The organism is Streptomyces sp. NBC_01429 (assembly GCF_036231945.1).
Lineage (GTDB): Bacteria > Actinomycetota > Actinomycetes > Streptomycetales > Streptomycetaceae > Streptomyces.
Map to the genome: position 1 here is coordinate 3,171,323 of NZ_CP109599.1, position 24,724 is coordinate 3,196,046.

General features: G+C 70.2%; 21 protein-coding genes. 6 read left to right on the forward strand and 15 right to left on the reverse strand.

The annotated features are described in order from the left end of the window. Positions 1–22 precede the first annotated feature (22 nt). The 9 genes from OG627_RS13445 to OG627_RS13485 all read right to left on the reverse strand — a co-directional run bounded on the left by OG627_RS13445 (position 23) and on the right by OG627_RS13485 (position 11,306). A complete protein-coding gene (locus OG627_RS13445; protein ID WP_329064770.1) occupies positions 23–1,279 on the reverse strand; it encodes a GNAT family N-acetyltransferase in 1,257 nt (418 codons plus the stop codon). Then, on the reverse strand, positions 1,279–1,974 hold the full coding sequence (locus OG627_RS13450; RefSeq protein WP_329064772.1) for a lipopolysaccharide biosynthesis protein: 696 nt from the start codon (positions 1,972–1,974) through the stop codon (positions 1,279–1,281). Before OG627_RS13450 ends, OG627_RS13445 begins: the two co-directional genes overlap by 1 nt. Then, positions 1,971–3,209, reverse strand: coding sequence for a glycosyltransferase (locus OG627_RS13455; RefSeq protein ID WP_329064774.1), 1,239 nt, complete (start codon positions 3,207–3,209; stop codon positions 1,971–1,973). The genes OG627_RS13450 and OG627_RS13455 overlap by 4 nt, the downstream gene beginning before the upstream one ends. After that, positions 3,206–3,997, reverse strand: a complete 792-nt coding sequence (locus OG627_RS13460) for a polysaccharide deacetylase family protein (RefSeq protein ID WP_329064776.1) — start codon at positions 3,995–3,997, stop codon at positions 3,206–3,208. Before OG627_RS13460 ends, OG627_RS13455 begins: the two co-directional genes overlap by 4 nt. Further along, on the reverse strand, positions 3,987–5,753 hold the full coding sequence (gene murJ, locus OG627_RS13465; RefSeq protein ID WP_329064779.1) for a murein biosynthesis integral membrane protein MurJ: 1,767 nt from the start codon (positions 5,751–5,753) through the stop codon (positions 3,987–3,989). The genes OG627_RS13460 and murJ overlap by 11 nt, the downstream gene beginning before the upstream one ends. After that, complete coding sequence (locus tag OG627_RS13470) at positions 5,750–7,162, reverse strand: O-antigen ligase family protein (protein ID WP_329064781.1); 1,413 nt, start codon at positions 7,160–7,162, stop codon at positions 5,750–5,752. Before OG627_RS13470 ends, murJ begins: the two co-directional genes overlap by 4 nt. Continuing rightward, positions 7,162–8,862, reverse strand: a complete 1,701-nt coding sequence (locus OG627_RS13475) for a sugar transferase (RefSeq protein ID WP_329064783.1) — start codon at positions 8,860–8,862, stop codon at positions 7,162–7,164. Before OG627_RS13475 ends, OG627_RS13470 begins: the two co-directional genes overlap by 1 nt. After that, on the reverse strand, positions 8,859–10,079 hold the full coding sequence (locus OG627_RS13480) for a glycosyltransferase (protein ID WP_329064785.1): 1,221 nt from the start codon (positions 10,077–10,079) through the stop codon (positions 8,859–8,861). The genes OG627_RS13475 and OG627_RS13480 overlap by 4 nt, the downstream gene beginning before the upstream one ends. A gap of 78 nt (positions 10,080–10,157) precedes the next feature. Beyond that, complete coding sequence (locus OG627_RS13485) at positions 10,158–11,306, reverse strand: DUF3344 domain-containing protein (protein WP_443073468.1); 1,149 nt, start codon at positions 11,304–11,306, stop codon at positions 10,158–10,160. Between the two features lie 394 nt (positions 11,307–11,700). Here OG627_RS13485 and OG627_RS13490 point away from each other — a divergent pair, with 394 nt between their 5' ends. From OG627_RS13490 to OG627_RS13500, 3 genes are all read left to right on the forward strand, one after another. Continuing rightward, positions 11,701–11,940 (forward strand): chaplin, encoded by a 240-nt coding sequence (locus tag OG627_RS13490; protein ID WP_329064790.1) that lies wholly within the window; start codon positions 11,701–11,703, stop codon positions 11,938–11,940. A gap of 111 nt (positions 11,941–12,051) precedes the next feature. Beyond that, positions 12,052–13,473, forward strand: coding sequence for an IS1380 family transposase (locus tag OG627_RS13495; RefSeq protein ID WP_443073424.1), 1,422 nt, complete (start codon positions 12,052–12,054; stop codon positions 13,471–13,473). 395 nt (positions 13,474–13,868) lie between these two features. Beyond that, positions 13,869–14,189, forward strand: coding sequence for a hypothetical protein (locus tag OG627_RS13500; RefSeq protein ID WP_329064792.1), 321 nt, complete (start codon positions 13,869–13,871; stop codon positions 14,187–14,189). Between the two features lie 141 nt (positions 14,190–14,330). Here OG627_RS13500 and OG627_RS13505 read toward each other — a convergent pair whose 3' ends face one another. Continuing rightward, positions 14,331–14,954 (reverse strand): vitamin K epoxide reductase family protein, encoded by a 624-nt coding sequence (locus tag OG627_RS13505; protein ID WP_329072627.1) that lies wholly within the window; start codon positions 14,952–14,954, stop codon positions 14,331–14,333. A gap of 87 nt (positions 14,955–15,041) precedes the next feature. Beyond that, positions 15,042–15,548, reverse strand: a complete 507-nt coding sequence (locus OG627_RS13510; protein ID WP_329064793.1) for a DUF5949 family protein — start codon at positions 15,546–15,548, stop codon at positions 15,042–15,044. 181 nt (positions 15,549–15,729) lie between these two features. Here OG627_RS13510 and OG627_RS13515 point away from each other — a divergent pair, with 181 nt between their 5' ends. Together OG627_RS13515 and OG627_RS13520 are read left to right on the forward strand one after the other, a co-directional pair. Beyond that, positions 15,730–16,740 (forward strand): ketopantoate reductase family protein, encoded by a 1,011-nt coding sequence (locus OG627_RS13515; RefSeq protein WP_329064794.1) that lies wholly within the window; start codon positions 15,730–15,732, stop codon positions 16,738–16,740. A 430-nt stretch (positions 16,741–17,170) separates the two neighbouring features. Beyond that, positions 17,171–17,620: a hypothetical protein gene (locus OG627_RS13520; RefSeq protein WP_329064795.1), complete on the forward strand. Its 450-nt coding sequence runs from the start codon at positions 17,171–17,173 to the stop codon at positions 17,618–17,620. Here OG627_RS13520 and OG627_RS13525 read toward each other — a convergent pair. The 4 genes from OG627_RS13525 to OG627_RS13540 all read right to left on the reverse strand — a co-directional run bounded on the left by OG627_RS13525 (position 17,617) and on the right by OG627_RS13540 (position 23,108). Next, positions 17,617–18,108 (reverse strand): IS3 family transposase, encoded by a 492-nt coding sequence (locus OG627_RS13525; protein ID WP_329064797.1) that lies wholly within the window; start codon positions 18,106–18,108, stop codon positions 17,617–17,619. The two genes, OG627_RS13520 and OG627_RS13525, sit on opposite strands and share 4 nt — an antisense overlap. Positions 18,109–18,709: 601 nt before the next feature. Then, positions 18,710–19,627 (reverse strand): phospholipase D family protein, encoded by a 918-nt coding sequence (locus OG627_RS13530; RefSeq protein WP_329064799.1) that lies wholly within the window; start codon positions 19,625–19,627, stop codon positions 18,710–18,712. Beyond that, positions 19,624–21,507 carry an ATP-binding protein gene (locus tag OG627_RS13535; RefSeq protein WP_329064800.1) on the reverse strand — a complete coding sequence of 628 codons (1,884 nt, stop codon included), beginning with the start codon at positions 21,505–21,507 and terminating at the stop codon, positions 19,624–19,626. The genes OG627_RS13530 and OG627_RS13535 overlap by 4 nt, the downstream gene beginning before the upstream one ends. Further along, positions 21,492–23,108, reverse strand: a complete 1,617-nt coding sequence (locus tag OG627_RS13540; RefSeq protein ID WP_329064802.1) for a DEAD/DEAH box helicase — start codon at positions 23,106–23,108, stop codon at positions 21,492–21,494. Before OG627_RS13540 ends, OG627_RS13535 begins: the two co-directional genes overlap by 16 nt. A 419-nt stretch (positions 23,109–23,527) precedes the next feature. Here OG627_RS13540 and OG627_RS13545 point away from each other — a divergent pair, with 419 nt between their 5' ends. Next, positions 23,528–24,703: a cysteine desulfurase family protein gene (locus OG627_RS13545; RefSeq protein ID WP_329064804.1), complete on the forward strand. Its 1,176-nt coding sequence runs from the start codon at positions 23,528–23,530 to the stop codon at positions 24,701–24,703. The last annotated feature ends 21 nt before the right edge of the window (positions 24,704–24,724 follow it).

Below are 24,724 nucleotides of genomic sequence, written 5' to 3' on the forward strand. Positions count from 1 at the left end.
AGGCGGCGCGGGCGGCGGCACGTCATCGCTTGTCGCCGCCCTTCCTCCCGCGCAGCCGCTTGACGAGCGCCGCCCCCCGCTCCCGTCCCGCCGCCCGCGCGAGCAGCAGCAACAGGGAGGGCGCCAGCGGGGGCGTGGCGAGCAGCAGCCGCTGGTTGCAGAGGGTCTCCGGCCGCCAGTGGTGCTTGTACGGCTCGTTCCCCCGCAGCATGCTCAGCGTCGTACGCCCGTCCCCGCCGCTCTCCCGCGCCCCGCCGCGCAGCAGCATGGTGGCCACGTCCACCTTGCGCGCGCGCAGCGCCGGATCGGCCCCGTACAGATAGCCGCCCGCCAGTCCGCCGGACATCAGGGTGAGGTCAGCGGCGACCACCGCGCCCGCGAGCCGGAACTCGGTCAGCCGGGCGTCGCCGCTCGCCACCATGGACCGCGCGGACCGGGTCAGATGCTCGGCGAAGCGCGCGCTGAGATGCTCGGGGGTGACCCCGCGCCCTTCCCACTGGCGCCGGTGCAACTCCAGCATGCGGCCGACGGCGGCGGGCACCTCGGCCGCGGGCACCGCCCGTTCCTCGATGCCGAGGGCGTCGAGCTTGCGCAGCTTCGCGCGGAAGCGCTGGGCGCGTGCGGCGGGAAGCCTGGCGAGCAGCCCTTCCATCGGCACGGCGGGCAGTTCGAGGCAGGTCGAGTCGGCCAGCAGCCGCTGCGGCCCGGTCCAGCGGGCGCGGACGCGTTCGGCGGCGGCTCCGGGGCGTACCTCGCGCAGGTCGATGACCGCCGTGCGGGCCAGCTCCGCGAGAGCGCCGGTCAGCGCGTCGGCGCAGGCCGCGGTCTCCTCCTCGCCGCGGCTGTCGTCCAGCAGGACGTCGGAGAAGTCGGAGATGGTGCCGCCGAGCGGCACGAGGACGGGGAGGGGCCGGTGGACCCGCATGAGGGCCGCCGCCGCGACCAGCTCCCCCCGTCTGCGCACGAGCACGACCCGCAGCCGCCCGTGCCTCGGCCCCCGGGCCCGCGCACGTCCGCTTCCGCGTCCGCCCGTGCCGTACGACAGCCACCAGGAGTACAGCCACGCGTGGCTCTGGAAGGGGGTGGCCGTACGGGAGGCGCGGTAGAGGGCGTTCCACTCCGGGGCGATCTCCGCGAAGCGCGCGGTGTCCGTGCACACCTCCGTCGTGAAGGCCGGTGCGGACGTGGATCTGGACGCGGTGAGCAGGGCCGACACCGGTACGGAGGACACCGGGGCGCGCAGGGCCCGGCCGGTTCCGGCTCGCGTGGGGGACGCCATCAGACCTTTTCCGACCGCGGTTGGGCGGCGGAGGCCGCTGAGGTGGTGGCCGTGGCGGGCCCGGGTACGGTGCCGGTCGCGGCGGCCGGTCCCGGCCCCGCGTCCTCGCGCCGGCGCTTCGGGCGCACCAGCAGTCCGAGTCCGCCCAGCAGTCCGCCCGCGCTGCCGCCGACGAGGGCGGCGAGCGAGGCGGAGGGGGTGACGGGGGCGGTCGGCTCGATCGCCCGGGAGAACTGGAGCACCCGTACGTTCGTACTGCCTTGCAGCTGCGAGCCGTTGACGACGAGTGCGCGCGCGACGCCGTTCGCCATGTTGACGGCGGTCGACGCCTCGGGCGCTGTCGCGGTCACGGAGATCATCGGAGCGTCGGGCGAGGTCTCCGTGCGCACGTTCTTCTTGAGCGTGGCGGCCGGCACTCCGGCCCAGGTCGGCGCGTCGCCGATCAGCGCGAGCTGCGGGGCGACGCGGCCGTACGCCGTGGCGAACCCCAGCGCGGCGGCCGGCTCCGAGGTGTCCAGCGGTACGACGACGACATAGCTGGTCGCCGCGTACTCGGGGGTACGGAGCAGGCCGTACGCACCGCCGCTCAGCGCGCCGATCGCGACGGCCACCGGCACGATCCACCGGACGGGCAGGGCTTTCGGGGTGAACTTCGGGAACCGGGCCGACCGGTTCCGCCGACTCTGCTGGGTCATGGGCAACTCACTTCTCGGATGGAGGCCGCCCGGCCTCGGGCGGCCCGCTCGTACACGGCCATCAGCTGTTCGGCGCTGTGGGAGATGTCGTAGTGGCGCACGGCGGGCGGCACCGGCAGCCGGGCCCGCTCCTGGTCCGGCTCCCGGTCCGGCTCCCGGTGTCTCTCCTGATGTCTCTCCTGGAACTGCCGCAGCTCGTCGACGAGTCCGGGCACGGATCCGCTGATCCGGCGCGCGCCGGGCGCGGCCGACGGCGGCAGGTCCTGGAGCGCGGGGCAGGTGACGTACAGGACCGGCAGCCCGGCCGCGAGGGCTTCGAGCGAGGCCAGCCCGAACGCCTCGTCGTGGGAGGTGGAGACGGAGACGTCCATGGCCGCGAGCAGCGCGGGCAGGTCGGGGTCGGGGGCCGTGTCCGGGTCGGCGCCCGCTCCCGTCACTCCCGTCACTCCCGTACGGGACACTGGCGGCGGGTCCTGGCACGCGCCCGGCAGCAGCACCCGCCCGGCAGCGCCGCGCTCCTCGGCGAGCCGCAGCAGCCGCGCGCGCTCCGGCCCGTCGCCGACCAGGAGCAGACGGGCCCCGGGCAGTTCCGCGACGGCCCGTACCAGCCGGTCGAAGCGCTTGCCGCTGGTCAGCCGGCCCACCGCACCGGCCACGAAGGCGTCCTGCGGCAGCCCGAGCCGCGCGCGGGCGGCGCGGCGCGCGGCCGGGTCGAAGGCGAAGCGCCCGGCCTCGATGCCGTTGGGGACGACGTGGATGCGGTCGGGCCGTACCCCCCAGCGCTCCAGCCGCCGCGCGACGGTGGCGGAGACGGCGACGGTCGCGGTGCCCATGCGTTCGCCCGCGAGATAGAGACCGCGGGCACCGGCGGTCAGCGGCCTTCCCTCGATCTGGACGGCGCCGAGGGAGTGCTCGGTGGCGACGATGGAGCGTACGCCCGCGAACCTGGCCGCGAACCGCCCGTACAGACAGGCCCGGTAGAGATGCGTGTGCACCAGGTCGTACCGCCCCTGCCGGACGAGCCGGGTGAGCCGGGGCAGCGCGCCGAGGTCGCGGTTGCCGGTCATGGCGAGGTTCCGGACGGAGCCGCCGTCGGCGACGATGCCCTCGGCGACGGCGCCCGGGTTGGTGAGCGTGATGACGTCGCTGTCGACCGGCAACTGACGCAGCAGGAGGCGCAGTTGCTGCTCGGCGCCGCCGATGCCCAGGCCGGTGATGACATGGAGGACCTTCACGGAGCGCCGGCCCCGCTGCCCGCCACGGCGGCCATGTGCGCGGCGTACGCGGCGTAGTCGGCGGCCGGTACGGGCTCGCGGCGCCAGCGGTGCAGCCGTCGTTTGAGCTGGAGCCGCGCCCCGGTGTCCTGCTCGCCGACGTGGATACGGGGCAGCGCGAGAACGCCGGTGAGCGGGCCGGGGCTGATCGCGCAGGCGTACGCGTATCCGGCGGCCCGTACGGCCTCGATGGCGCGCGCGTCGACCGTCCCGTACGGATAGCAGTAGCCCGCCACCTCGTGGCCGGTGAGGTCGCGCAGCAGCGCGCGGCTGTGCGCGGTGTCCCTGGCCAGCACTTCGTCGTCGGCGGCGGTGAGGTCGGTGTGGCACAGCCCGTGGGAGCCGATCTCCATCCCGGCGTCGGCGGCGGCCCGGACGCCGTCCTCCGTGAGGAGGGGCTTGCGGGGGCCGAGGCCGTCCCATTCGTTCGTACCGCCGAGCCGGCCGGGCAGCACGAAGACCGTCGCGGTGAACCCGAACCGGTGGAGCAGCGGTACGGCGCTCTCCACGAAGTCGGCGTAGCCGTCGTCGAAGGTCAGCCCCACCAGCCCGGCGCCCCGGCCGGCGGCGCGGGCGCGCAGCAGCTCGTCCATGGAGACGCCGGTGAGGCCCCGGCGGCGCAGCCAGCGCAGCTGCCGTTCGAGCCGGCCGGGCGAGACGGTCACCCGGTAGGGGTCGTCGGTGGGGTCGGCCACCGAGTGGTACATGAGGGCCCACAGGGGGCCGGGCGGGACCGTGTCAGCGGACATGGGTGAGCTTTCGTGAGACGGGGCGGAGGACGGTGTCGATCTCGGGCGCCCGCAGGGCGCGGGCGATGACGAGGAAGACCGCGGCGATCACCTCGCAGGCGCAGACGGCGCCCGCCACGGGTGAGTCGACGAGGGTTCCGACGAGCCACCCGGCGCCGGTGGAGGCCGCGGCGGCGGCGGTGAGTTTGGCCAGTCCGCCGAGCATGAACCGGGCATCGAGGGCCATGCTGTGGCGGGACAGGCCGTGCAGTATGAGCGCGGCGGCGGCGGTGATGCCGAGGGCGTTGGCGGCGGCGATCCCGAGCACCCCCCACACCTGCACCAGGAGGGCGCCCGCGACGGTGGTCAGCACCAGCCCGAGGACCATGGCGAGCGCCGGGAACCACAGGGGGCGCGCGGCCGAGAAGTAGCAGCGCACGAGCGCCCCGACCAGGGTGTGACCCAGCAGCCCGAGCGCGTACACCCGCATCACGGCGGCGGTCGCGGCCGTGTCGGCGGCGGTGAACTCACCGCGCTGGAAGAGGATTTCGATGAACTGGGGGGCGCACGCGATGATCGTGGCGGCCCCCACCAGCACGATCATCGCGGCCAGCGCGAGATCCCGCTCGACGCGCCGCCGCGCCCGGTCGGTCTCACCGGCCGCCATGGCGCGGGCGACGACGGGAAAGGTGACCGTGCAGAGCATCAGCGAGAGCGTCATCGGGATCTGCGCGACCTTCTGCGCGTAGTTGAGGTGCGAGATGGCCCCGGCGGGCAGCGGCGCGGCGAGGAAGCGTTCGATGAGGACCTGGGACTGGCGGCTGAGCGCGAAGGCGATGACGGGCGCGAGCAGCCCGAGGGCCACGGGGGCGACGGTGGCCGTCCGGGAGACGGCCGGCCCCGGCTCCGGTGTCGCGCTCGGGCCCGCGCGGTGTTCCCGCAGCCTGCGCCACAGGGACGGCAGCTGGATCAGCACCATGAGGACGCCGCCGACACCGACCCCGGCCGCCGCCACCTCCACGCCGCCCCGGTCGCGTACGACCAGCATCGTGCCGATGATGCCGACGTTGGACGCGACGTAGATCGCGGCGGGCGCCACGAAGTTGCCGTGCGCCCGCAGCGCGGCACTGAAGTACCCGGCCAGCCCGTAGGTGAAGACCGAGGTGGCCGTCAGCCGGGTGCAGTCGACGGCGAGCCGGGTCTCCGGCAGCCCGGGGGCCAGGACGGCCACCGCCCAGGGCGCGGCCAGCGCCAGCAGGGCGGCGGCGGCGCTGAGCGCGAGGAACAGCCGGGGCAGCGTCGATCGGGTCAACTGCCGTACGGGGTCGGGCTCCGAGACGGGCCGCACGGCCCGGCGCGCCAGGGCCAGGCTGAACGCCGGTACGAGGATGAGCGCCATGGCGTCCTCGATGAGGAGCGTGGCGGAGACCTCGGGGACGGTCCAGGCGACGAGGAAGGCGTCGGTGTCGGGCCCGGCGCCGTAGAAGTGCGCGATGGTCTGGTCCCGCAGCAGCCCGAGGACCGCACCGGCGGCGGTCAGCAGGGCGGTGAGGAACGCCGCGCGGGCGAGGAAGCGCCCGGACGGCCCCGGAACAAGGGCCGCGGCCCCGCCGGTGGAGGCCCCGCCCGCCCCGGGCGCGGCCTCCACCGGAGGCGCGGCCTCCACCGGGGGCGCCGGTGTCGGCGGAGGCACCACGGGGAGCGCGGACGCGGCCGCCGTCGGCGGTGTGGACCGCGGCGGCGGTTGAGGGGGCTGCGACTGCCTGGTATCGGTCATGTGCCGACAGCCCCGCTCCGGGCGCGGCCGGGCGCCAGCGCCCACCAGGCCGCCAGCCCGAGCATCACGGCCGTCAGTACGGTGGACGGGCCGCCGATGTCCGCGTACCCGAAGTCCACCAGCTGCCAGACCAGCAGCCCGGTGACGACCAGCCCGCAGTCCGCGCCGGTACCGCGCGCGGGGCGCGGGCCGCGTGCCGCGCGCAGGCGGCGCAGTGTGAGCACGAGCAGCGCGGCCCAGCTGCCCACCAGCGTGAGGACACCGAGCAGACCTTGCTCGCTGAGCACGAGCAGGTACATGTTGTGCGGGGAGAGCAGCGGCTGGCGCTGGAAGCCGAGTCCCGCGCCCGCCGTGTCGCTGCCCGAGGACAGCGCCAGCGAGGCGTGGCTGTCGCGGTGGGCGGGGAAGCCCTTCAGCCCGACGCCGGTGACCGGCCGCGTGCGCCACATGTCGGTGGCGGCGGCCCACATCGTGTACCGGTCGGTGACGGACTGGTCGGGCGCGTCGGCGACTTCGGCGATCGAGCCGAGCCGGTCGGTGACCAGCTGCGAGCCGAGGCCGAGGCCGCCGACGAGTACGACGCCGAGCGCCCCGGCGGTGAGCACGGCCACGGCGGCCCTGCGCGGTCCCGAGAGGAGCAGTTGCAGTCCGACCGCCACCGCCGTGGCGATCCACGCGCCCCGGCTGAAGGAGAGCACCAGGGGTACGGTCAGCAGCCCGGCGCAGACCAGGGCCGCCGCGCGCTGTCCGCGTGGCGACCCGTCGGTGGCGCCCAGCGCGAATCCGACGGCGATGACCAGGCCGTACGCCACGACGGTGGCCATGCCCATCACATCGGTGGGCCCGAAGGTGCCCACCGCGCGGATGTCCTCGCCCCGGTACGAGGCGCCGGTCCCGGTCAGGTACTGGACGACGCCGATCGCCCCCTGGGCCAGCGCGAGGGCCACCACGGACCCGCCGAGGAAGCGGAAGTCCCACCGGTCCCGTACGAGCAGCAGCAGCGCGGCCGGGACCAGGACGAAGATCTGGAGGTAGCGCGCCACCCCGGGCAGTCCGGCCGGCGTGTCGTCCGAGGTGAGCGCGGCGACGGTCACGCCGAGCACCGGCATGCCGAGCACGAGCGCGGCGGTACGGGTCAACGGGCGGGCCCGCTGGCGCAGTACGCGTACGAGGCAGTACAGGACGAGCAGCGCGGACGCCGCGTCGGCCACGCTCCCGGACCCGGCCGAGCCGTCCCCGGCCGGCGCGGACGGCACCGCCAGCAGCGCGACGACCGCCACGGCGGGCAGCAGCGGCGCGGCCCGGCGCAGCACGGCGCGCGGGTCGCCGGGCAGCAGCGGGACCGGCACCCGGCGCGGCAGCGGGACCGGGTGCGGCGGCCGGACGCCGAGGGCCTCGGCCGTGGCCATCAGCTGCCCGCCGGGCGGACGAGGGAGACGGCGGTTCGTACCAGAATGCACACGTCCTGCCACAACGACCAGTGGTCGATGTAGTGATTGTCGAAGCGGGACCTCTCCTCGATGGAGGTGTCGCCGCGCAGCCCGTGGACCTGCGCGAGACCCGTGATACCGACGGGCATCCGGTGCCTGGCCGCGTAGCCGGGGTGGGTCTTGCTGAAGTTCGCGACGAAGAAGGGCCGTTCCGGCCGGGGGCCGACCAGGCTCATGTCGCCGCGCAGGACGTTCCACAGCTGCGGCAGCTCGTCCAGCGAGGTACGGCGCAGGAGGTTGCCGGCCGCGCTCATCCGGAAGTCGTTGGCGATGTTCCAGCGGGTGGCCGACTCGTTCTCGTCGGACGGGCGCAGGGTGCGGAACTTCAGCAGGGTGAAGGGACGGCCGTGCTGCCCGACGCGCTCCTGGCGGAACAGCACGCCCGGTCCGTCGCAGAGCCGGACCGCGAGCGCGCAGAGCAGCAGTACGGGCGAGACGGCCAGCAGGACCGGTGCCGCGATCAGCAGGTCGAGCAGCCGCTTGGCGAGAGCGCCCCGGCGGCGCCCACCGGCGGCGGGCGGCGCCACCCGGTGGTAGCCGAACCCCCACAGATGGCGCTCCATGGGGGCGGGCACGGTGGCGAGGTGCGTGGCCCGGCGGCCGGTGGAGACGAACCAGGTGGCGCAGCCGTACTCGTGGAACAGCGAGACGAGGTCGGTCGGGCCCGACCGGTCGGAGCGCGTGTTCGCGTCGCCGCCGCAGTCGATGAACAGCGCGTCCTGGACGCCGTTCTGGATGACGGCGCGGTGGATCTCCTCGGTGGTGGTCAGTACGGGCAGGGCGGGCGCCTCCGTACCGCTGCCGCCGTCCCTGGTCCCTTCCTTGGCCAGGCGCACGCCCGCGGCGGTCTCGGCGCCCTGCGGGTCCGCCGTACGGTCCGCCGCGCGGCCGGTCGTCGCGCCGTCCCGAGCGAGCGCCGCCGGTGAGGCGACACCGACGGGCCGCAGGCCGTACTCGGGGTGCTGGGCGAGCAGCGCCGTCAGCCGCCGCGCGGCCGCCCCCGTACCGACGACCAGGGCGGAGCGCAGCCGGTTGCGGGCCGAAGCGCGGCGGCGGGCGTGCAGGAGCGAGCGGCAGCCGCAGGAGACGGCGAGCTGTACGGCGACCGCGCTCAACAGGGCGGGGAAGCCGAGGGCGTTCGCCGGGAACAGCGCGGCGAGGGCCGCCGCCACCGCGCACCAGGCCGCCGCGATCCGGGCGGCGAGGGCGGGCAGTTGGCCGAGCCCCGACAGGACGGCGCCGGGGCGGTAGAGCCCGCCGAGCGCGTTCAGGGCGACGACACCGACGACGAGCGGGACCAGCAGGACGGCCACGCGCTGCTCGCCGGTGAGGACGGTGGCGGCCGCCGGGACGGCCAGCGCGTCCGCCGCGATCAGCGGCAGCCCGAAGCGCGCGGCGCCGGCCGCCGGGCGCCGCCGGGCGGGCAGGGCGACGCGGTCGGGGACGTCCCGGGTGTCGCGGGGAGGCGCGATCGCGACGCGCCCGGCGGCGGCCCTTCCCCGTACCGCCTGGTCCAGGGCCGTCTGCCCCTCGGCCCCGTGCCCCGGGTGTCCCGGGATGTGTCGCGCCGTCCTCGCGCGCCCGGACGGCGGAGGGACGCTGGTGCTTTCCGTGGTCACTGGAGAATCGGCTCCCTGCGCTCGGTACGCGGCCCGTCGGCCACCTCGCGGTACACGTCGGCGACGGCCCGCGCGGTCTGCCGCACGTCGTAGGTGCTGAGTACGTGGTGCTGGCCCTGGCGGCCGATCGCTTCGCGCAGCGGCGCGTCGCTGAGCAGGGCGCTCAACGCGGCGGCCAGCGCGGACGGGTCCTCGGGCGGGGTGAGGCAGACGTTCTCGCGGCCGGGCGGCAGGGACTCCCGCGCGCCGTCCACATCGCTGAGGACGACGGCCCGGCCGCTGGCCATGGCCTCCAGCGGCGCCACCGCCATGCCCTCCCAACGGGACGGCAGGACCACCAGGTCGGCCGCCCGGTACCAGGGCGCGGTGTCCGCCACGGCGCCCGCGAAGAGCACCGAGGGCGGCGCCGCGCAGCGCAGCGCCTCGGCGTCGGGACCGTCGCCGACGAGGACCAGCCGCGCCTGCGGCGACTGCCGTACGACGTCCGGCCAGGCCCGCAGCAGGACGTCCTGTCCCTTCTGCCGGCACAGCCGGCCGACGCACACCACGACGGGGGCGGCGGGCGGGAGCGCGGCCCGCGGCGCGAGTGCGGCGCGGGCCCGCGCGGTGTCGGCGAGCCGCTCCCCCGCGCCCTCGCGCCGGCCGGCGCCGGCGGCGGCCCCGGGGGCGAACCTCTCCACGTCGACGCCGTTGCGGACGACCGACCAGCGGGCGTCGATCCCGGCCCGCTCGCCGGTGCGCCGCTCGGCGTCGCTGACGCAGATCACCCGGTCGGTCCAGCGGACCGCCCGTCGCTCCCACTGCCGGGCCAGCCATCCGGTCACGCCGCCGACCGCCTCGAACGACCAGGCGTGCGGCTGGAACACGGTCGGGACCCGGCCGCGTACCGCCAGCCGGCCGGCGAGTCCGGCCTTGGCGCTGTGGGCGTGGACCAGATCGGGCCGTACCAGCCGGACCAGGCGGGCGGCCTGCCGCACCTCCCGCACCAGGGCGGGACCGGGGGCGCGCGTCGCGCGCCAGCCGTGGACCTCGGCTCCCCGGCGGGCCGCGGCCGGGGCGAGCGGTCCCTCTTCGGGACAGCCCACAACGACCCTTATCCCCGCGGCCACTTGTGCCCCGACGAGGTCAAGGACCACTTGGGCCACTCCGCCATCGACCGGCTGGACGAGGTGGAGCGCGGTGAAGCCGGTCCCGGACCGGTCCCATGGTGGCTGCACGCGCGACTCTTTCCACTCGTGGACATAAGGAAATCGAGGCAAGGAAATCAGGTACGGGGGTATATGAGGCCCGCGCGTTCAGTACCGCGCGTCCGCCTCCGCGAAAAGCACGCCCACCCAGAGCGGGCTCTTCTCCGCACCGATTCGAACGCTGAGCCGGTGGGCGCCGGTGGCCAGCGCACCGCGCAGGTCGAATACGTCGGAGTCGTAGCCGAGGGTGTTCGGGTACGCGGGCTGCCGCTTCAGCGGTTCGGACTCGAAATCCGTGATGCTGGAATTCATCACATCGGCCGAAGGGTTGTCCTTGTTGCTGAGCAGGACGCCTTTCCCGTTACCGGTCTCCACCGCGAGCGAGTCACCGGCGACACCGCGGTCCCCGTTGTACGCGACCACTCCCAGCCGGCCGGTGGCGCGCGCCGGAACGCGCGGTCCGCCCAGCTCGACGCGTACCTCCGGACGGCGCGCGTCGAGCACCTCGAAACCGTCCCAGACCGAAAGGCGACGCAGCGGGGCGTCGTCCTTCTTGTACGCGACGACCAGGGTCCAGCCGCCCCAGGCGCCCACGGCGGACCGCCCCATCGCGACATTGATCTGGGCCACCGTGTACATCCCGGGACCGCTGTCGCGCACGAGCGACGTCACGTCCGCCGACGCCTGGAAGGCGTCCGCGCCACCGCCCGCCCGGTGTCCGATCACGGTGTCGGCCAGCACTTCCTTGTACCGGCCGCCCGGTTCGGCGAACAGCACCCGGCCGCTGTCGCCCGGCGGTTTCTGCTCGCCGACGCGCAGGTTCCCGCCCCAGTAGAGGCGCGCGTAGTTGACGCGGGCACGACCGGGGAGCCGGAGTTCGGCCCGGGTCGAGTTGTAGGTGCGGGGGTCGTCGTCGACATCCGAATAGAACATGTCGAATCGCTGATTGACCGCGTTCCCGCCCGCCCGCGCCTTCGCACACGCCGGGTCGCGGCCCGTCCCCTCGGCGCGGCAGCTGACGGCCGCGTTGGCCGCCCGTACGATGCCGCCGTGCTGCACGGCGTCGAAGCGGCGGGTGAAGGGGATACGGGTTTTCTCCTCGGCGCCGGCCCGGGGTTTCCCGTCGGCGCCGGCCCGCGAAGGGGCCGGCGGGTACGGCGGTGGGTACGGCGGTGGGTATACGGCGGCGGACAGCGCGAGTGCGGCCAGAACGCACAGCACACCGCGACCCACAGCACGAAACGCTGAATTCCGCATACGGGCTCTCCGCCTCCAAGACCGAAACCAGAAGGCACCATTACAGAGCGCGGAGTGAAAATCACGCCAGACGCGCTGAAACCTGCTGAACGTACAGTTGCACGTATATGACGGGCTGCCCGGTAAACATTGACCCGATTACACGCAATCCCGCCGCGCGTCACCGGGAATCGCCGCCAACCGCGCGGAACGGCCGGGCGCGCCCGATCGCCCGGCCGTCGCGGGGCCGCCCGGACTCCCGGGCCGTGGCCGGGACTTATCCATCAGGGGTACGCGGAGCGCGGATTCACCCGTTCGGGCCCGCAACCTCCGGGTGTGTTCGCCGTTAATGCATGAGTCGGGCAATCGCGCCCGGCGCACATGCTGTTTTCATACGACCGAGGAGCCCTTCCCCATGTCGCGTATCGCCAAGGCCGTCGTTCTCTCCGCCGCGGCCGCCGCCGCCGTCGCCGGTGCCTCCGGCGCCGCCTTCGCCGACTCCGGCGCGGAGGCCGCGGCTGTCGGTTCCCCGGGTGTCCTGTCCGGCAACGTCGTCCAGGTCCCGCTGCACGTCCCGATCAACCTGTGCGGCAACACCATCGACGTCATCGGCGTCCTGAACCCCTCCTTCGGCAACGTCTGCGTCAACAACTGACGTCATTAGCCTCGGGTTTTCACTTGGGGTCCGTCCGAATCATGGGCGGTAACGCGAAAGTGCCTTCTGCGCTGGGACGATGAACCTTGTCGAGGGGTTCTGTCGGTCCAGGTGGAAGGCACTTTCTGCGTGCAGGGTATCGGTTCTCGTCCCAGGCTTCATGTCTCGGCGGACGGCGCCGGGATGGTCGGGCATGCCGGGGCACGGTTGCTGGCTGATCTCGCCGATGTCACCGGACTGACCAGCGCGTACTCCACCGCGCTGAGACCGCTCCGGCCACGAGGCACCGGTCATGACCCGGGCCGGATCGCCACCGACCTCGCCGTGACAGTGGCTGACGGCGGTCAGACCATCACGGATCTGGCCGTGCTGCGCGACCAGGGCGAGGTGTTCGGCCCGGTCGCCTCGACACCGACTGCCTGGCGGCTGCTGGCCGCCGTCGACGAACACGTACTGGACCGCCTGCGCTCTGCACGCGCCCAGGCCCGGGAAGTGGCCTGGCTGCAAACATCCGAGACCCGCGGCGGCATACCGGCGGCGACAGCCGGCGGACGGGAACTGCCCGGCCTGGTCCTGGACATCGACGCCACGCTGATCACCTGCCACTCGGACAAGGACCAGGCCGCACCCACCTACAAAGGCGGCTTCGGGTTCCACCCTCTGCTGTGTTTCCTGGCCAACACCGGCGAGGCGATGTCCGGGCGCCTTCGGCCCGGGAACGCCGGAGCCAACACCGCCGCAGACCACATCGCGGTCCTGAACGACGCTCTCGCACAGATCCCCGACGCCCACCGGCACGGCACCGACATCCTCGTCCGCACCGACAGCGCCGGATCCGCAAAGTCCTTCCTCACTCACGTTCGCAACCTGCGAACACGCGGAATCCGCACCTTCTTCTCGGTCGGATACGCCGTTGCCGAGCCGGTCCGCCGCGCGATCCGATCCCTGCCCGACCATGTCTGGCACCCCGCTCTGAACCAGGACGGCACCCTCCGCGAGTCCGCCGAGGTCGCCGAACTGACCGGCATGACCGACCTGAACGGTTATCCGGCCGGCACCCGCATCATCGTCCGCCGCGAACGCCCCCACCCCGGAGCCCAGCTCTCACTCTTCGACCAGGACGAGGGCATGCGGCATCAGGTCTTCCTCACCGATACCCCATTCGCCTCCGGCTCGGCCCAGTTCCTGGAGGTCCGTCACCGAGGACACGCCACCGTCGAGGATCACATCCGGTGCGGCAAGACCACCGGTTTCGGCCGCTTCCCCTCCCGCCGCTTCGGCGTCAACGCCGCCTGGCTCGAACTCAGCCTCGCGGCGATCGACCTCCTCGCCTGGACCCGCGTCCTCCTGCTGGACGGCGAACTCGCGACTGCCGAACCCAAGAAACTCCGCTACCGGATCCTGCACGTCGCCGCCCGGATCACCCGGGGCGGCCGCCGCCTCCGCCTACGGATATCGGCAACCTGGCCCTGGCGACATGAACTCGCGGCCGCATTCCACCGACTGGCCGCACTACCCCGCCCCGCCAGCTGACTCGCCGTCCCCGCCCACCCTCGACTCAAAGGACCTTGGAGAACCCGACCCCGCATCGGGCCCTCACCATGCCCACCGGCCGACACGGGCTCAAACAACCTCGCTCAGCAGCTCAGCAGCCCCAACTGAAACGGCGAGGTTAGCCGTCGGCTTCACACGGAAAAGCCGTCCTGCCCTCCGGGGCGGGGCGGCTTTTCCGCGTCCGCTCATTCGGGTGGCCTGCCCAGAATTCCCTCGGTACGGAGTTTCCGCCCCGCCGGGGAATCGTTACAGATAACGAGGCAGGGCGGAGGGAAACGCCGCCAAAAAGCCTGTGCGGGAGCGGAGTTGTGCCGGTCCCGCGCATCCGGAACGCCGAGGGATGTCCGAGAGACATCCGAGAGAAGGATTCACCGATGAAGCCCACGAAGGTTGCCGCCACCGTCGTCGCCGCCGCCGGTTCCGTGCTGGCCCTGGGGGCCGCCGCCGCCCCGGCGCTCGCCGCCGCGCCCGCCCCGGCCGGCCAGCCGCCCCAGACCTCGATCAACCTGAACAACGGTGTGGACCAGCTGCTGAGCGAGGGCCTGCGCGACCCCAAGCCGCTGGACAGCAACATGCTGGACACCGAGCGCAAGGGCTCGGTCCTCCACTCGGTGAACGAGGTCGCCAACCAGCTGAACAAGCCGCAGCAGGGCGGTGGCGGCCAGCTCCTCGGCGGCCTCCCGGTCGGCCAGTAGCCCACGCGTTCCCGGGCTGCCGGACTCCGGGATGCGAACCGCCGCCGCCCCTCGCGGTCTCCTGTCGGGACCTTGAGGGGCGGGCGGCTGGACGACGGGCCGGACCCGCCTCGTCAGCTGATCCGGTTCAGCTGATCCGGTTCAGCTGATCCAGAAGTCCCACCAGCGGGTCAGGATCAGCATCCCGATGACCCCGACGTGCAGCACCGGCAGCGTCCAGGTGAACTCGTCCAGGAACCCGCGCACGGAGTCGGGCGCGGGCAGCAGACCGGCTCGGATGTTGTGGGACGTGACGTACCAGAACATGGTGATCGTGGCGACCCACGCCAGACTGCACCACAGGCACAGTGAGTTGATGTTGTAGAGCGACTGGTACTGGAGCCAGGTGCAGAACCCGACGCCGAAGAGCGTCCCCGCGTTCAGCCCGCGCCAGAACCAGCCCCGGTAGCGCGCCCCGGCCAGCAGCCCGATCCCGATGAAGACCACCACGGAATAGGTGACGAGCCCCAGCATCGGATTCGGGAAACCGAAGACCGACGCCTGCTCGCTCTTCATGATGTTCCCGCAGGACACCACCGGGTTCAGACTGCACCCCGGCGTGAAGTTCGGATCCTCCAGCAGCTTGAACTTGTCGATGGTGATCACCCAGGCGGCCAGCACCCCCGCCGCGCCCGTGATGATCAGCAACAGCGCGAACGCCCGGCTGCCGCCCCGTACACCGCCGACGCTGTCCGCGGTCTCCTCGGTTGACGCGTCCTCGACCAGGGTCGTTGCCACGACGTCCGCTCCTCTCGCTCGCTCGTTCTCTCTGCCCGTGCCTGTGTCTGTGGCGGTGCCTGTGCCTGTCGAGCCTCAGCCGCGCAGGCTGCGGACCGGCAGCAGGCAGTGCGCGGCGGAGGCGAGCACCTCCGGGTCGCCGGCGAAGGCGCGCAGCTGGTCCTCGGTGACCGGCTTGCCCGGCGTCGCCTCGGCCCACGGCCGGGTGGCGACCAGGAAGTAGACCTTGCCGGTGTCCCTGGCGTCCTGCTCCCACTCCGGGGGCACGGGGCACTGCGCGTTCAAATACGGCATCGTGAGAACGGCGCGGCCCGCCTCCACCAGCAGCTTGATCGATACGCCGGGCGTCTCCGCGGCGTCGACCAGCTCGGTGCCGGGCTCCAGCCCGACCTCGGCGAGAACCGCGCGCATGGTGTCCTCGACGACCCCGGGCCCGCCCCGTCCGTCACCGAGCGAATAGGCCAGCAGATAGGGCGCGCCGCGTTCGCTGTCGGTCGGGTCACTGGTCCAGGGAATCACCGAGAGAGTGCCCAACTGGGATGCGTACTGGGCGCTGTTCGACGCGGTGTTGGTAGTGGTCATGTTTTGGCACAGTAGTGGCCGGTGGAGAATATCCGTGAGCCCGCTTCACTCGACCGGGTTATGGCGATGGCCACTTCTCGCCACGACTCCCGCATCTTCGCTTCTCAGTGCGAGACTTATTCAGGCATCCGCATGATTCGGCGTGAATTCACAGCGGAGGGAGACGGGGGAAAGCACGGACATGAAGGTCTTGATGGTGGGCGCCGGTGCGCTCGGACAGGTCTTCGGCCTCTGGCTCACCCGGGGCGGCGCGTCCGTCACGTATCTGGTGAGACCGGGGCGGGAGGAGTGGGGCGAGGACGGCAGGACGCTGTTCCGGCTGCGCCGCCTCGGACGGCCGGTGGCCGGGCGGCTGCGGCCGGATGCGGTGCGTACGGAGACGGTGTGCGCGGAGGCGCCCGGGGCCCCGGGCGATGCGGAGTGGGACGCGATCTGGCTGTGCGTGCCGTCCCCGGCCCTCCACGAGCCCTGGGTACGGGCGCTGCGCGACCGGACGGCCCCGCGCGAGCCCGACGGCGGGGGCGGCGGGGACGACGCGCACGGACGGAGCGACGGCGGGGCGACGATCGTGACCATCGGCCAGGATCCGCGCGACCTCCCGGCGCTGGCCCGGATCTGGCCCCGGGAGCGGATCGTCCAGGTGGTGCCCTCCGTCCTCGCCCACCCGGCGCCGCGGACGGACGAGGTCCCGTCGGCGGGCATCGCGTACTGGCAGCCGCCCGGCACGGCGCACACGGTGTGGGGCACACGGGACCGGGCCCGCCCGGTCGTCGCGGCGCTGCGCGCGGCGGGCGTACGGACGAGAGGGGCCGGCCGGGCGGGCACCGCCGAGCTGGGGGCGGCCCGGATGATTCCGTACATGGCGGCCCTGGAGATCGCCGGCTGGTCCCTGCCCGCGCTGCGCTCCGGTCTGACCGCGCCGACCGCGGCCGCCCACGAGGCGACGGCGGTGACGGCCGCGCTGCTGCACCGCGCGCCGCCCCGTCTCCCCGTACCCGCGTGGGCGGCCTGGCTCGTTCTGCGGGCGCTGCCCGTGCTGGCGCCGTTCGATCTGCCGCGCTATCTGCGGGCGCACTTCGGCAAAGTGGGCCCGCAGACACGGGAGATGCTCGACGCGTGGATCACCGAGGGCGCCTCGCGAGGGCTGCCGGTGTCGGCCCTGAAGGAGCTGCGCGGCGCGCTCAAGCCGTGAGCCGGGCCCTGAGCGCGGACTGGCGCCGCCGCACACCGGCCCCAGTGTGCGGCGCGGACCAGCGCGTTGTTGTCCACACAGCGCCAACCGGCACCGAAGCGGCCGACAAGATCCGGCTGCTGTCCGTCCTCGGCACCGAGAACATGCCCCGGTAAGGGCCACCGGCACCTCGACGCTCAAGATCAGACGCAGCTGCCGCACTTCACCGCCGTACGGCACCAAAAAGCCCCTACCGGGTCTCCCCGGTAGGGGCTTTGAGCTGCGGTGGGGCGTTCACGAGTAGGTCTGACCTGCGGCGATGCCAGGTCTTCACACCCTCTTTCCCGCGAACCGCATGACCACTTCCCGAATCGCCATGTCCACAACAAACGCATCACCCGCACGCCGCACCAAGTTGGCTATTTGATTAGCCACAAGAAAGCCTTCGAACATGGGATACCTGCCAGCTCCACGATTGCACCGCATCGCGAAGGTCATCGCGATCGACCTCACTCACCGCATCGCCCTGCTGCCCCCAGAGGCCGGTCACCCGAAGTGGACTCTCCCTCAGCGCCCGGCCCTGCTGGGCGACAACTACACAGACACCGCATCCCGACTCTGTCGCGACCTCTTCCCCGTGCGTCCGATGAGAATCGGCACAGTCACTGGCCACCGCTGGGCTTCCGCCCCCGAACGCGCCACCTTGCGGAGGGAGGAGCGCTTTCACATCGTCCGAGTCGCTGCGGGGTCAGCTGATGAGATCTCGGGCAGGAACATCTTCTGGACTCCCCGAGCCGCCCTCGGCCTCTGGCTGGACCACCCCGAGGTCGAGACCGTGAAGGTCCTCACCGACGGCTACCTTGACGGCTGGCTTCCAGACGGACCGATCACTTTGGACTAACATGTCATCGGGTCTGCTGCACCTTCAGGTGACAGTGACTTGCCCCGCATGTGCTCGGCCATCGACCAGCCGACCACGCGCCTTGAATGCATATCGATGACCGTGGCCAGGTACAACCAGTCGTTCCCGACCGGCAAGTACGTGATGTCTCCGAACCAGCGGACATCCGTCCTCGGCGCGGTGAAGTCCCGGCCCACCAGGCCCGGGGCCTTCGGCGCCCGTGCGTACTGGACGGTGGTGCGCTTGCCTTTCCGCAGGTGGCGGCCGGTGATCCCGGCGGCCCGCATCAGCCTCGCCAACCGCTTGTGGTTCACCACCGGACTGGATTCCCGCAGCTCACGCGTGATCCGAGGAACGCCGTAGGCGCCCTTGGTCTCGGTGTAAATACTGCGGATCTGCTCGGTCAGCGCCGCCTCCGCCGCCGCACCGAGCGCACCAGCCAGGTCCCGCCCGTGGCACCCTAGGTACGCGAAACCGATCACCGCCACCTACCGACAGTCACCTGTCAGCCTGCGACATAGTCGTCATCCTGAAGCCGCACCGCGCCCTTCATCCGCTCCGCGCACTCATCCGGCGCCTCCGCCACGACTCGGCCGCGGCACGCCACGAAGCGGCGATCTCACGCCTCGCCCCAGAGGCGGAGATCGTCTACTTGCGTGGTCGCCGCGCTTCCCGTCGGTGGCTCATCCGCCTCACAGGCACCCCCAACCCTTGGTAGAGAGGCCAAGCTCAGCTACTCGCGACCCTCACCGCCCACCTTGTTCATCCAGATGATGCGGTTCTCGAAACCACCCCGCTCGGCGGCCTTGCTCGCGCGAAGGCGTTCCAGATCGTCCAGAGTCATGCCTAGATTGCGCGCAAGCGCTTTGAACTACTTCAAGTACATCGGCGAGCTCTTCCTTGGCAACCTCGCCGTCTGCCTGAAGGAACTCGTCAGTCTCCTCGCTCAGCTTGTCACGCAGCCGTTGCCGATACTCCGACGCATCGGCGACGTACGAAACCGGCTCTTCGCCGTTCCTGCGGATGATCTCCGGGATCCGGTCCCGTACGAGCTTCCCGCCCGCCCTCATCAGGAACACCCTTTCAAGATCATCGAATCTCCCGCCCCTGCATCAGCTCCCAGGGCCCGGTCTGGACGATCCTGACCTCGTCGAAGTACTTGAGCCACTCAGCAATGTTCTCAGCCGCGCGCTGCGCGACCTCCTCCTCGCAGCCATCCGCCTCCATGATCGACCGCTGAAGGTCCACCTGGTTGAGGCTCCCCGTCCTCGCGAGCGCGGCGACTTCGGCGAGCTCGTAGAGACGGGTCCGTACAGCCGAGGAAAAGGCTGTCTCGTCCAAGCCGGGCGAGATGTCCAGATGCGCCAGGTCCCGTACAACGCCAGCAAGAATCTCATGCGGGAAATCGCACTTCAGCCCGCGATAGACCCTGGAGAGGCGAGCCGGCATGCGCGTTTCCGGACGCCACCGTGTGGGGGTCGAATCCACCTCGTCCACGACGACCACAAGATCCGGCCGGTCCTCATCGTTAGCGAGGAGGTTCGCCTGCTCTCGAAGGCGCCGCCCCATCTCTGCATCTGCCGGCACGGCTGTCCGCTGAACCTGGTCAAGGACCAACCTCACCTCCGGATGATCGGCGGGTACCTCGACGAGCACTTCGAGGTTCTTCGGAATCCTCCGCCCGGTCGCCCGCCCCGTCAGGTTGGCCGACCCCACGAGGCAGCGATCATCCGCCACGTACACCTTCGCGTGGAGGTCATGGCAGAGCACGATGGAGACACGAGAGTCCCGCTCTGCGATCTCCGCGATTTCCGGATCGGAGACACCGGCCGCAATCTCCATGACTGCCCAGCGGGTCACACAGAGCAGCTCGACATCTCGATCACCGAGGGCAGCAACTGCCGCAGCGAACACTTCCTTCTTGATGAAGGGCGCCACCAGCAAGACACGTTCGCTCGCCGAGCTCAACAGCTCGTGAAGCTGCCCCCAGACGTGATCCGGTCTCACTCATCGTCCTCTTCATCGACCGTGAAGAACTCCCTGGCCATACGACCCCAGTCCTGCCGGAAGCCCTTGATGCGGTCCTTCGTGCGCGGCTGCGTTGTCTCGTCCTCAAAGCGCGCCCAGGAGAAAAGCAGCAGTTTGAAGGCACTCGACGCGCGGTCCAGCCGATCCTTGAGCTCGCTTGGACTGGCGTCTTGATTCTCGTCGTCCAGGACTGCCACTAGGTCGTCGTAGACCGGGTGATCCATGTTCAACGAGACTTGGAGCACACCACCGTAATACTTGATGTTGAAGAACGCTGGCGAGTCGGGGGAACGGCTGGTGATCAGACGAACATGCCGATTTTGAGCCATGGTCTCGGCGACCATGCGCTCTGCGTCACGCGGCGTGTACTCATGCTCTTTGACCAAGTCGGCGATCTGCTCCTGCCGGCTCTCCTCAGCCGTCTTCTGCGTCTCCAGCAAGTCCGTCTCGCTGGGGCTCGCCTCCTCGCGTCGACGCCTCACCGCCTGCTCTGCCTGCTGCTCAGCCGGCTCATGTCGGCTGCGGGCCTTGCGCGTGCCGCGAGTCTGCTGCTTCAGCTCATCCCGCAGGAGCTTCAGGAGCTTGTCTCGTACGTGGGAGACAATCTCCATCAGCGGTGCACGCCCGTCACCCTCCTCCTTCATCAGCTCCTTAAACTCCAGCTGAGTTAGCCCTTCAGCTTCTTCCCTCCAGTCGAAGTGTGCAAGGGCCGTGAACTTCGTGGCTGACTGCTTATTGTTCGTCACACCGAAGACCTCATCGAGCTGAGGCGGGAAGTCGATCTCGATCCCCCAGAACCGCTCGATCGGGTCGTACATGCTGGTCCAGCCGAGATCTAGGTCCAGTTCGCGATCCGCCCGCATGAGCGAGATCCCGAGATTGCCCTTCGCGTGCTTACCCCAAGGGGTCTTGCCGGGATCCAGAGTCGGAGTAACGTCGTTCGGCCAGGGCTCGCCCTCAACGTCCGAGCGTCGTGCGGCATCTACGGCGACTGACGCGCGGACCTGGACCGGATACATCTTCCCGTCCATTCCTCGAACCATGAACTCTTCGACACCGATCTCCCCCGTCGAACCCGCTCCGATGGGCCTGAACATCGGCTTCGTATCGAACGGTGCAGGGGTAGACGATTTTGGCGTCAGGTACAGCGGATCGTTAGGAAGAGCGTCGGCGGCCCCGGAGAGCTCCTCCCAGCCGTGGACCGGAACGAGGCGAATCCTGCATCGCCCATCCGTGATGTACCTGCGATAGATACGGCCGATGATCCACTCGGTGTGCTTAAGGGTGGTGGCAGTGCTGATCCACTGCACACGATCGAGATCAGTCCACAGAACCAAGGTTCCGGACGTTCCGAGCCCTTGGCTCAGGTTCTGCCACTCCTGCGGGACCGCCTTCAACTCCGGCTCCGGAACCTGTGCGTCAGTGCCGTCGATCCGGTTCAGATCGAGGTACGTGTGGAGGGCGTTTTCGGGGCCGTTCTGCCACGACCAAACGTCCACACGGGTGCACTGGGACATGCTGGAGTTGGGCAGGCCGACCCCAAAGCGCCCTATGCCCTTACGATCCTGGCGGCTCCCCACCCCGAACCGGAGGGACTTGCGGAGCGTCTCCCGGTCCATCCCGGTGCCGTTATCCATCACCGCGATCTTGACGATCGGGTAACGCGACCGCTCGGTGCGCCTCTCCGTCGCCTCGACGGCGAAGAGCTCAACGACGTCCGCCTGCGCCTCGATGCCGTTGTCGATGAGCTCGGCGATGGCGTGCGCGGTGGACTTGTACCCACTGTCACGCATCGCCTTGACCGTCATGTCCGCGCTGACAATCGGGTAGCTATCGACATCGATCATCTGCTGCTCCACACGTCCTCCCAGTTGGTAAACGCATCTGCCACATCACCAAACCCCGGAAGCTCGGGGTCAATTACGGTCACAACTTCGCACGTCGAGGTGCCGCCAGCCTTCGGCCCGCGGATCACCCTCCCCACCATCTGGCTATACAACACCAGGGAGGTTGTAGGCCGTGCGATTACGGCGGCACTGGCTGCCGGAGCATCAAATCCGGTCGTCAGTACACCAAAGTTCGATAGCACCATGGGGCGGTTCGACTTCCCCTTGAAACGAGCGATTACCTTCGCCCTGTGCTGCTTTGAGGAGTCGGCGGTCACTTGCTCCGCATCGACGCCGAGCGCAGACAGTGTGGACACCAGTAGCCGACTGTGCTCCACCGAGGCCGCGAAGAGCAAGATCCTCGAGTGCTCCTTCGACAGTTCGAGCACCGTGCGCACCACTTGCAGGTTCCACTGCGCGCTCGTCGACAGCTGAGCCATCAACTTTTCAGGGATGTCGAACGCATCCACTAGCGCGTGCCAGTCACTCCTGCTCAGCTTCATGCCAGAGTCGGCAGCGACAGTCCGGAAGATTGGGCGGGCAAGGTAGCCGTCCTCAATCAAGGCGCTGACCGGGTTGTCGTGCCCTTCGACCTCCAGCATGACCTTGTGTTGAGCGAAGAACTCCGACAGTCGCTTGTCCTCCTCGATGTTCGCCCAGGTCCGCCCAGGAGTCGCGGTCAGTCCCAGCAGGCTTGAGTCCCGGCGAAGCGTCAGAGCATCCGTAACCCTGCTGTACGTTGGCGCGATGGCTTGATGCGCCTCATCGAAGACCGTCAAGGTCGTCTTCAGCGCCAAGCGGTCGAGGAAGTCTCTATCCCTCTTGATTGCCGCGACTGCCTTGTCGAGCCCCAGGACCACGATGCCGTCGGTGACCCCCGTCAGATCGGCTGCCGCGTCCCCCCACATCCGGGCCACGTGCACATCCCTGTTCCCGAGGGTTGCCCACGCTCGCTCGAATTCCGAAGCGGCTTGCTCTAGAAGCTCGTTCCCGCGCGCCAGCCACACAACGAGTGTCGGTTCGTGTGATCGCAAATGATCACTGATCATGTTCATCGCCGTCCGGGTCTTCCCTACCCCAGTCGGTAGGTGGAGGACGACCCGTCGCTCATCCGCGTACAACCGCTCGCTAGCTCGTGCCGCCGCGCGACGCTGATGCGAGAAGAGCGCGTAGCCCGCCTCTGCCGTACCCCGCACTGCAGGAGGGCCCTTCGGCGCTCGTTCGACAATCAAGCCCAGAAAACCCAAAAGGGTTCTCCGCTGTTCCGCCGTCCAATCGCACTTCCGCAGGAATGTCGCAGCTCGACCAGACTTCTTCCACCCCAGCCTTTCTGCAAGCTCATCCGTTTTGTCACCCGGCAAAATTTCCAGAAATTCTTGCCGCTTATCGACATCGGACAAAATCCGCTCAGGGGGTACAGCAGCCGCCGCTACAGACCGAAGCATGGCTTCGTCGGCATACCCCCCGCTCAGGAGGTCAAGGAGCGTGCACGCCTCTTCCCCGAGGAGGCCGCGTACGTAATCAAGGGAGGCCGCATCTAGGACGCGCGCGAATGCGATGCCGGGTGAACTCATCCCGCTTCAGCTCCCTCGCGCCTCAACCGAGGCGCTTCCACGCCTCTCGCGTCCCCACCTTGCACTTGCCGACTCTCCACCACGCCATGCTGTCCGATCCTTGTTGCCGCCGTGACTCGGGTCACGACGTGCGATCCACAGTAGAGGCCACCACTGACAACGGGCCGAAGATCGCCGGTTCAGGCTTCACCGGGCGCACATCCGCCCTGATCAGAAGCTCACGAGCAAAAGAGAACACTCTTCGATGGGAGATGCTCACGCAGCGCTAGCGCCTGCACTACCTGCGGCGTGCCGGTCCCACTAGCCCCGAAGGTTCGTTAGGATCGCAGAACGCTCCTGGTGGAACCTGAGCTACCGGTCGAGAACGCCCACCAGGACGAGCGGCATAAGGAGCGAATCACGACGAGTGGGGGCATTTCATGGAACTTGATGCGATCGAGTCGCAGTCGGCGTATCTCGACTACAACGCCACAGCCCCCATGCGCCCGGCAGCACTCACAGCGATGCATGAAGCGCTCAGCGCCGTAGGCAATGCCTCTAGCGTCCACCACCACGGCCGCAGTGCCGCAGGCAGGGTCGACCGAGCACGCCGAAGCCTCGCAGAGCTACTGGGTTGCTCCCCTGGTGAGATCATCTTCACCTCTGGCGCCACCGAGGCCAACAACCTTGCCTTGCACGCCGCTTACGCCGGGCAGCAGCTAATCGTCACCTCCGCCGTCGAACACCCGGCCGTACTGGAGACCGCACGAGCTCTCACTTGCGGCACCCCGGACTCCCTCACCATCTTGCCTGTAGATCGGTATGGCCAACTCGACACAGAGGCGCTCAATGCCTCGTTCCTGGGGCGAGACGTATCCCTAGTCTCACTGATGCTCGCGAACAACGAGACCGGCGTGATCACCGACCTCAGCCCGATGATCGAGGCCGCCCACTCGGCTGGAGCCCTGGTTCACACGGACGCGACACAGTACGTCGGCAAGCTCCCCCTCGACCTGGGGGAACTCGACGTCGACCTGATGTCGCTCTCCGCACACAAATTCGGGGGCCCGCAAGGCGTCGGCGCACTGTTCATCCGGCGTGGTATCCGGTTGCCACAGCGCCCTCTGACCTTCGGCGGCGGACACGAGCGTGGCTGGCGTGCCGGCACTCTCAACGTTCCCGGCATCGCCAGCCTGGGGGCTGCCGCCGAGGCCGCCAAGCGAAATCTCCTTGAGGATGCCTCCCGCAGCACCAAGCTGCGGGACCTCCTGGAAGGCGAACTACTTTCCCGGCTTCCTGGTAGCTACGTCAACGGCGCCGGAGCGCCCCGGCTACCCGGCGTAACAAGCATCACTTTCCCCGGCGCTCCCGCCGACGCGGTACTTTCTTCCATGCCGGATGTGGCCGCCTCTGACGGGAGCGCCTGCGCTGCGGGCGCTCCAAGCCCAAGTCATGTTCTTATCGCCATGGGCCTCAGCCGCGAAGACGCCGATGCCACGATCCGCTTTTCGCTGGGCTATTCCACAACGGAACAAGAGGTCCGTCGGGCCGTTGCCTCCACAGTGCAGGCCGTCACACATGTCCAAGCGCTCATGAGTGCCACCGCCGGCCCTTGACTGGACTTTCCAAATCTTCTT

Coding starts and splice junctions, on each gene's coding strand:
- OG627_RS13445 (WP_329064770.1), bottom strand. CDS start 1,279: ATGGCGTCCCCCACGCGAGCCGGAACCGGCCGGGCCCTGCGCGCCCCG.
- OG627_RS13450 (WP_329064772.1), bottom strand. CDS start 1,974: ATGACCCAGCAGAGTCGGCGGAACCGGTCGGCCCGGTTCCCGAAGTTC.
- OG627_RS13460 (WP_329064776.1), bottom strand. CDS start 3,997: ATGTCCGCTGACACGGTCCCGCCCGGCCCCCTGTGGGCCCTCATGTAC.
- murJ (WP_329064779.1), bottom strand. CDS start 5,753: ATGACCGATACCAGGCAGTCGCAGCCCCCTCAACCGCCGCCGCGGTCC.
- OG627_RS13470 (WP_329064781.1), bottom strand. CDS start 7,162: ATGGCCACGGCCGAGGCCCTCGGCGTCCGGCCGCCGCACCCGGTCCCG.
- OG627_RS13485 (WP_443073468.1), bottom strand. CDS start 11,306: ATGCGGAATTCAGCGTTTCGTGCTGTGGGTCGCGGTGTGCTGTGCGTT.
- OG627_RS13490 (WP_329064790.1), top strand. CDS start 11,701: ATGTCGCGTATCGCCAAGGCCGTCGTTCTCTCCGCCGCGGCCGCCGCC.
- OG627_RS13500 (WP_329064792.1), top strand. CDS start 13,869: ATGAAGCCCACGAAGGTTGCCGCCACCGTCGTCGCCGCCGCCGGTTCC.
- OG627_RS13510 (WP_329064793.1), bottom strand. CDS start 15,548: ATGACCACTACCAACACCGCGTCGAACAGCGCCCAGTACGCATCCCAG.
- OG627_RS13515 (WP_329064794.1), top strand. CDS start 15,730: ATGAAGGTCTTGATGGTGGGCGCCGGTGCGCTCGGACAGGTCTTCGGC.
- OG627_RS13520 (WP_329064795.1), top strand. CDS start 17,171: ATGGGATACCTGCCAGCTCCACGATTGCACCGCATCGCGAAGGTCATC.
- OG627_RS13540 (WP_329064802.1), bottom strand. CDS start 23,108: ATGAGTTCACCCGGCATCGCATTCGCGCGCGTCCTAGATGCGGCCTCC.
- OG627_RS13545 (WP_329064804.1), top strand. CDS start 23,528: ATGGAACTTGATGCGATCGAGTCGCAGTCGGCGTATCTCGACTACAAC.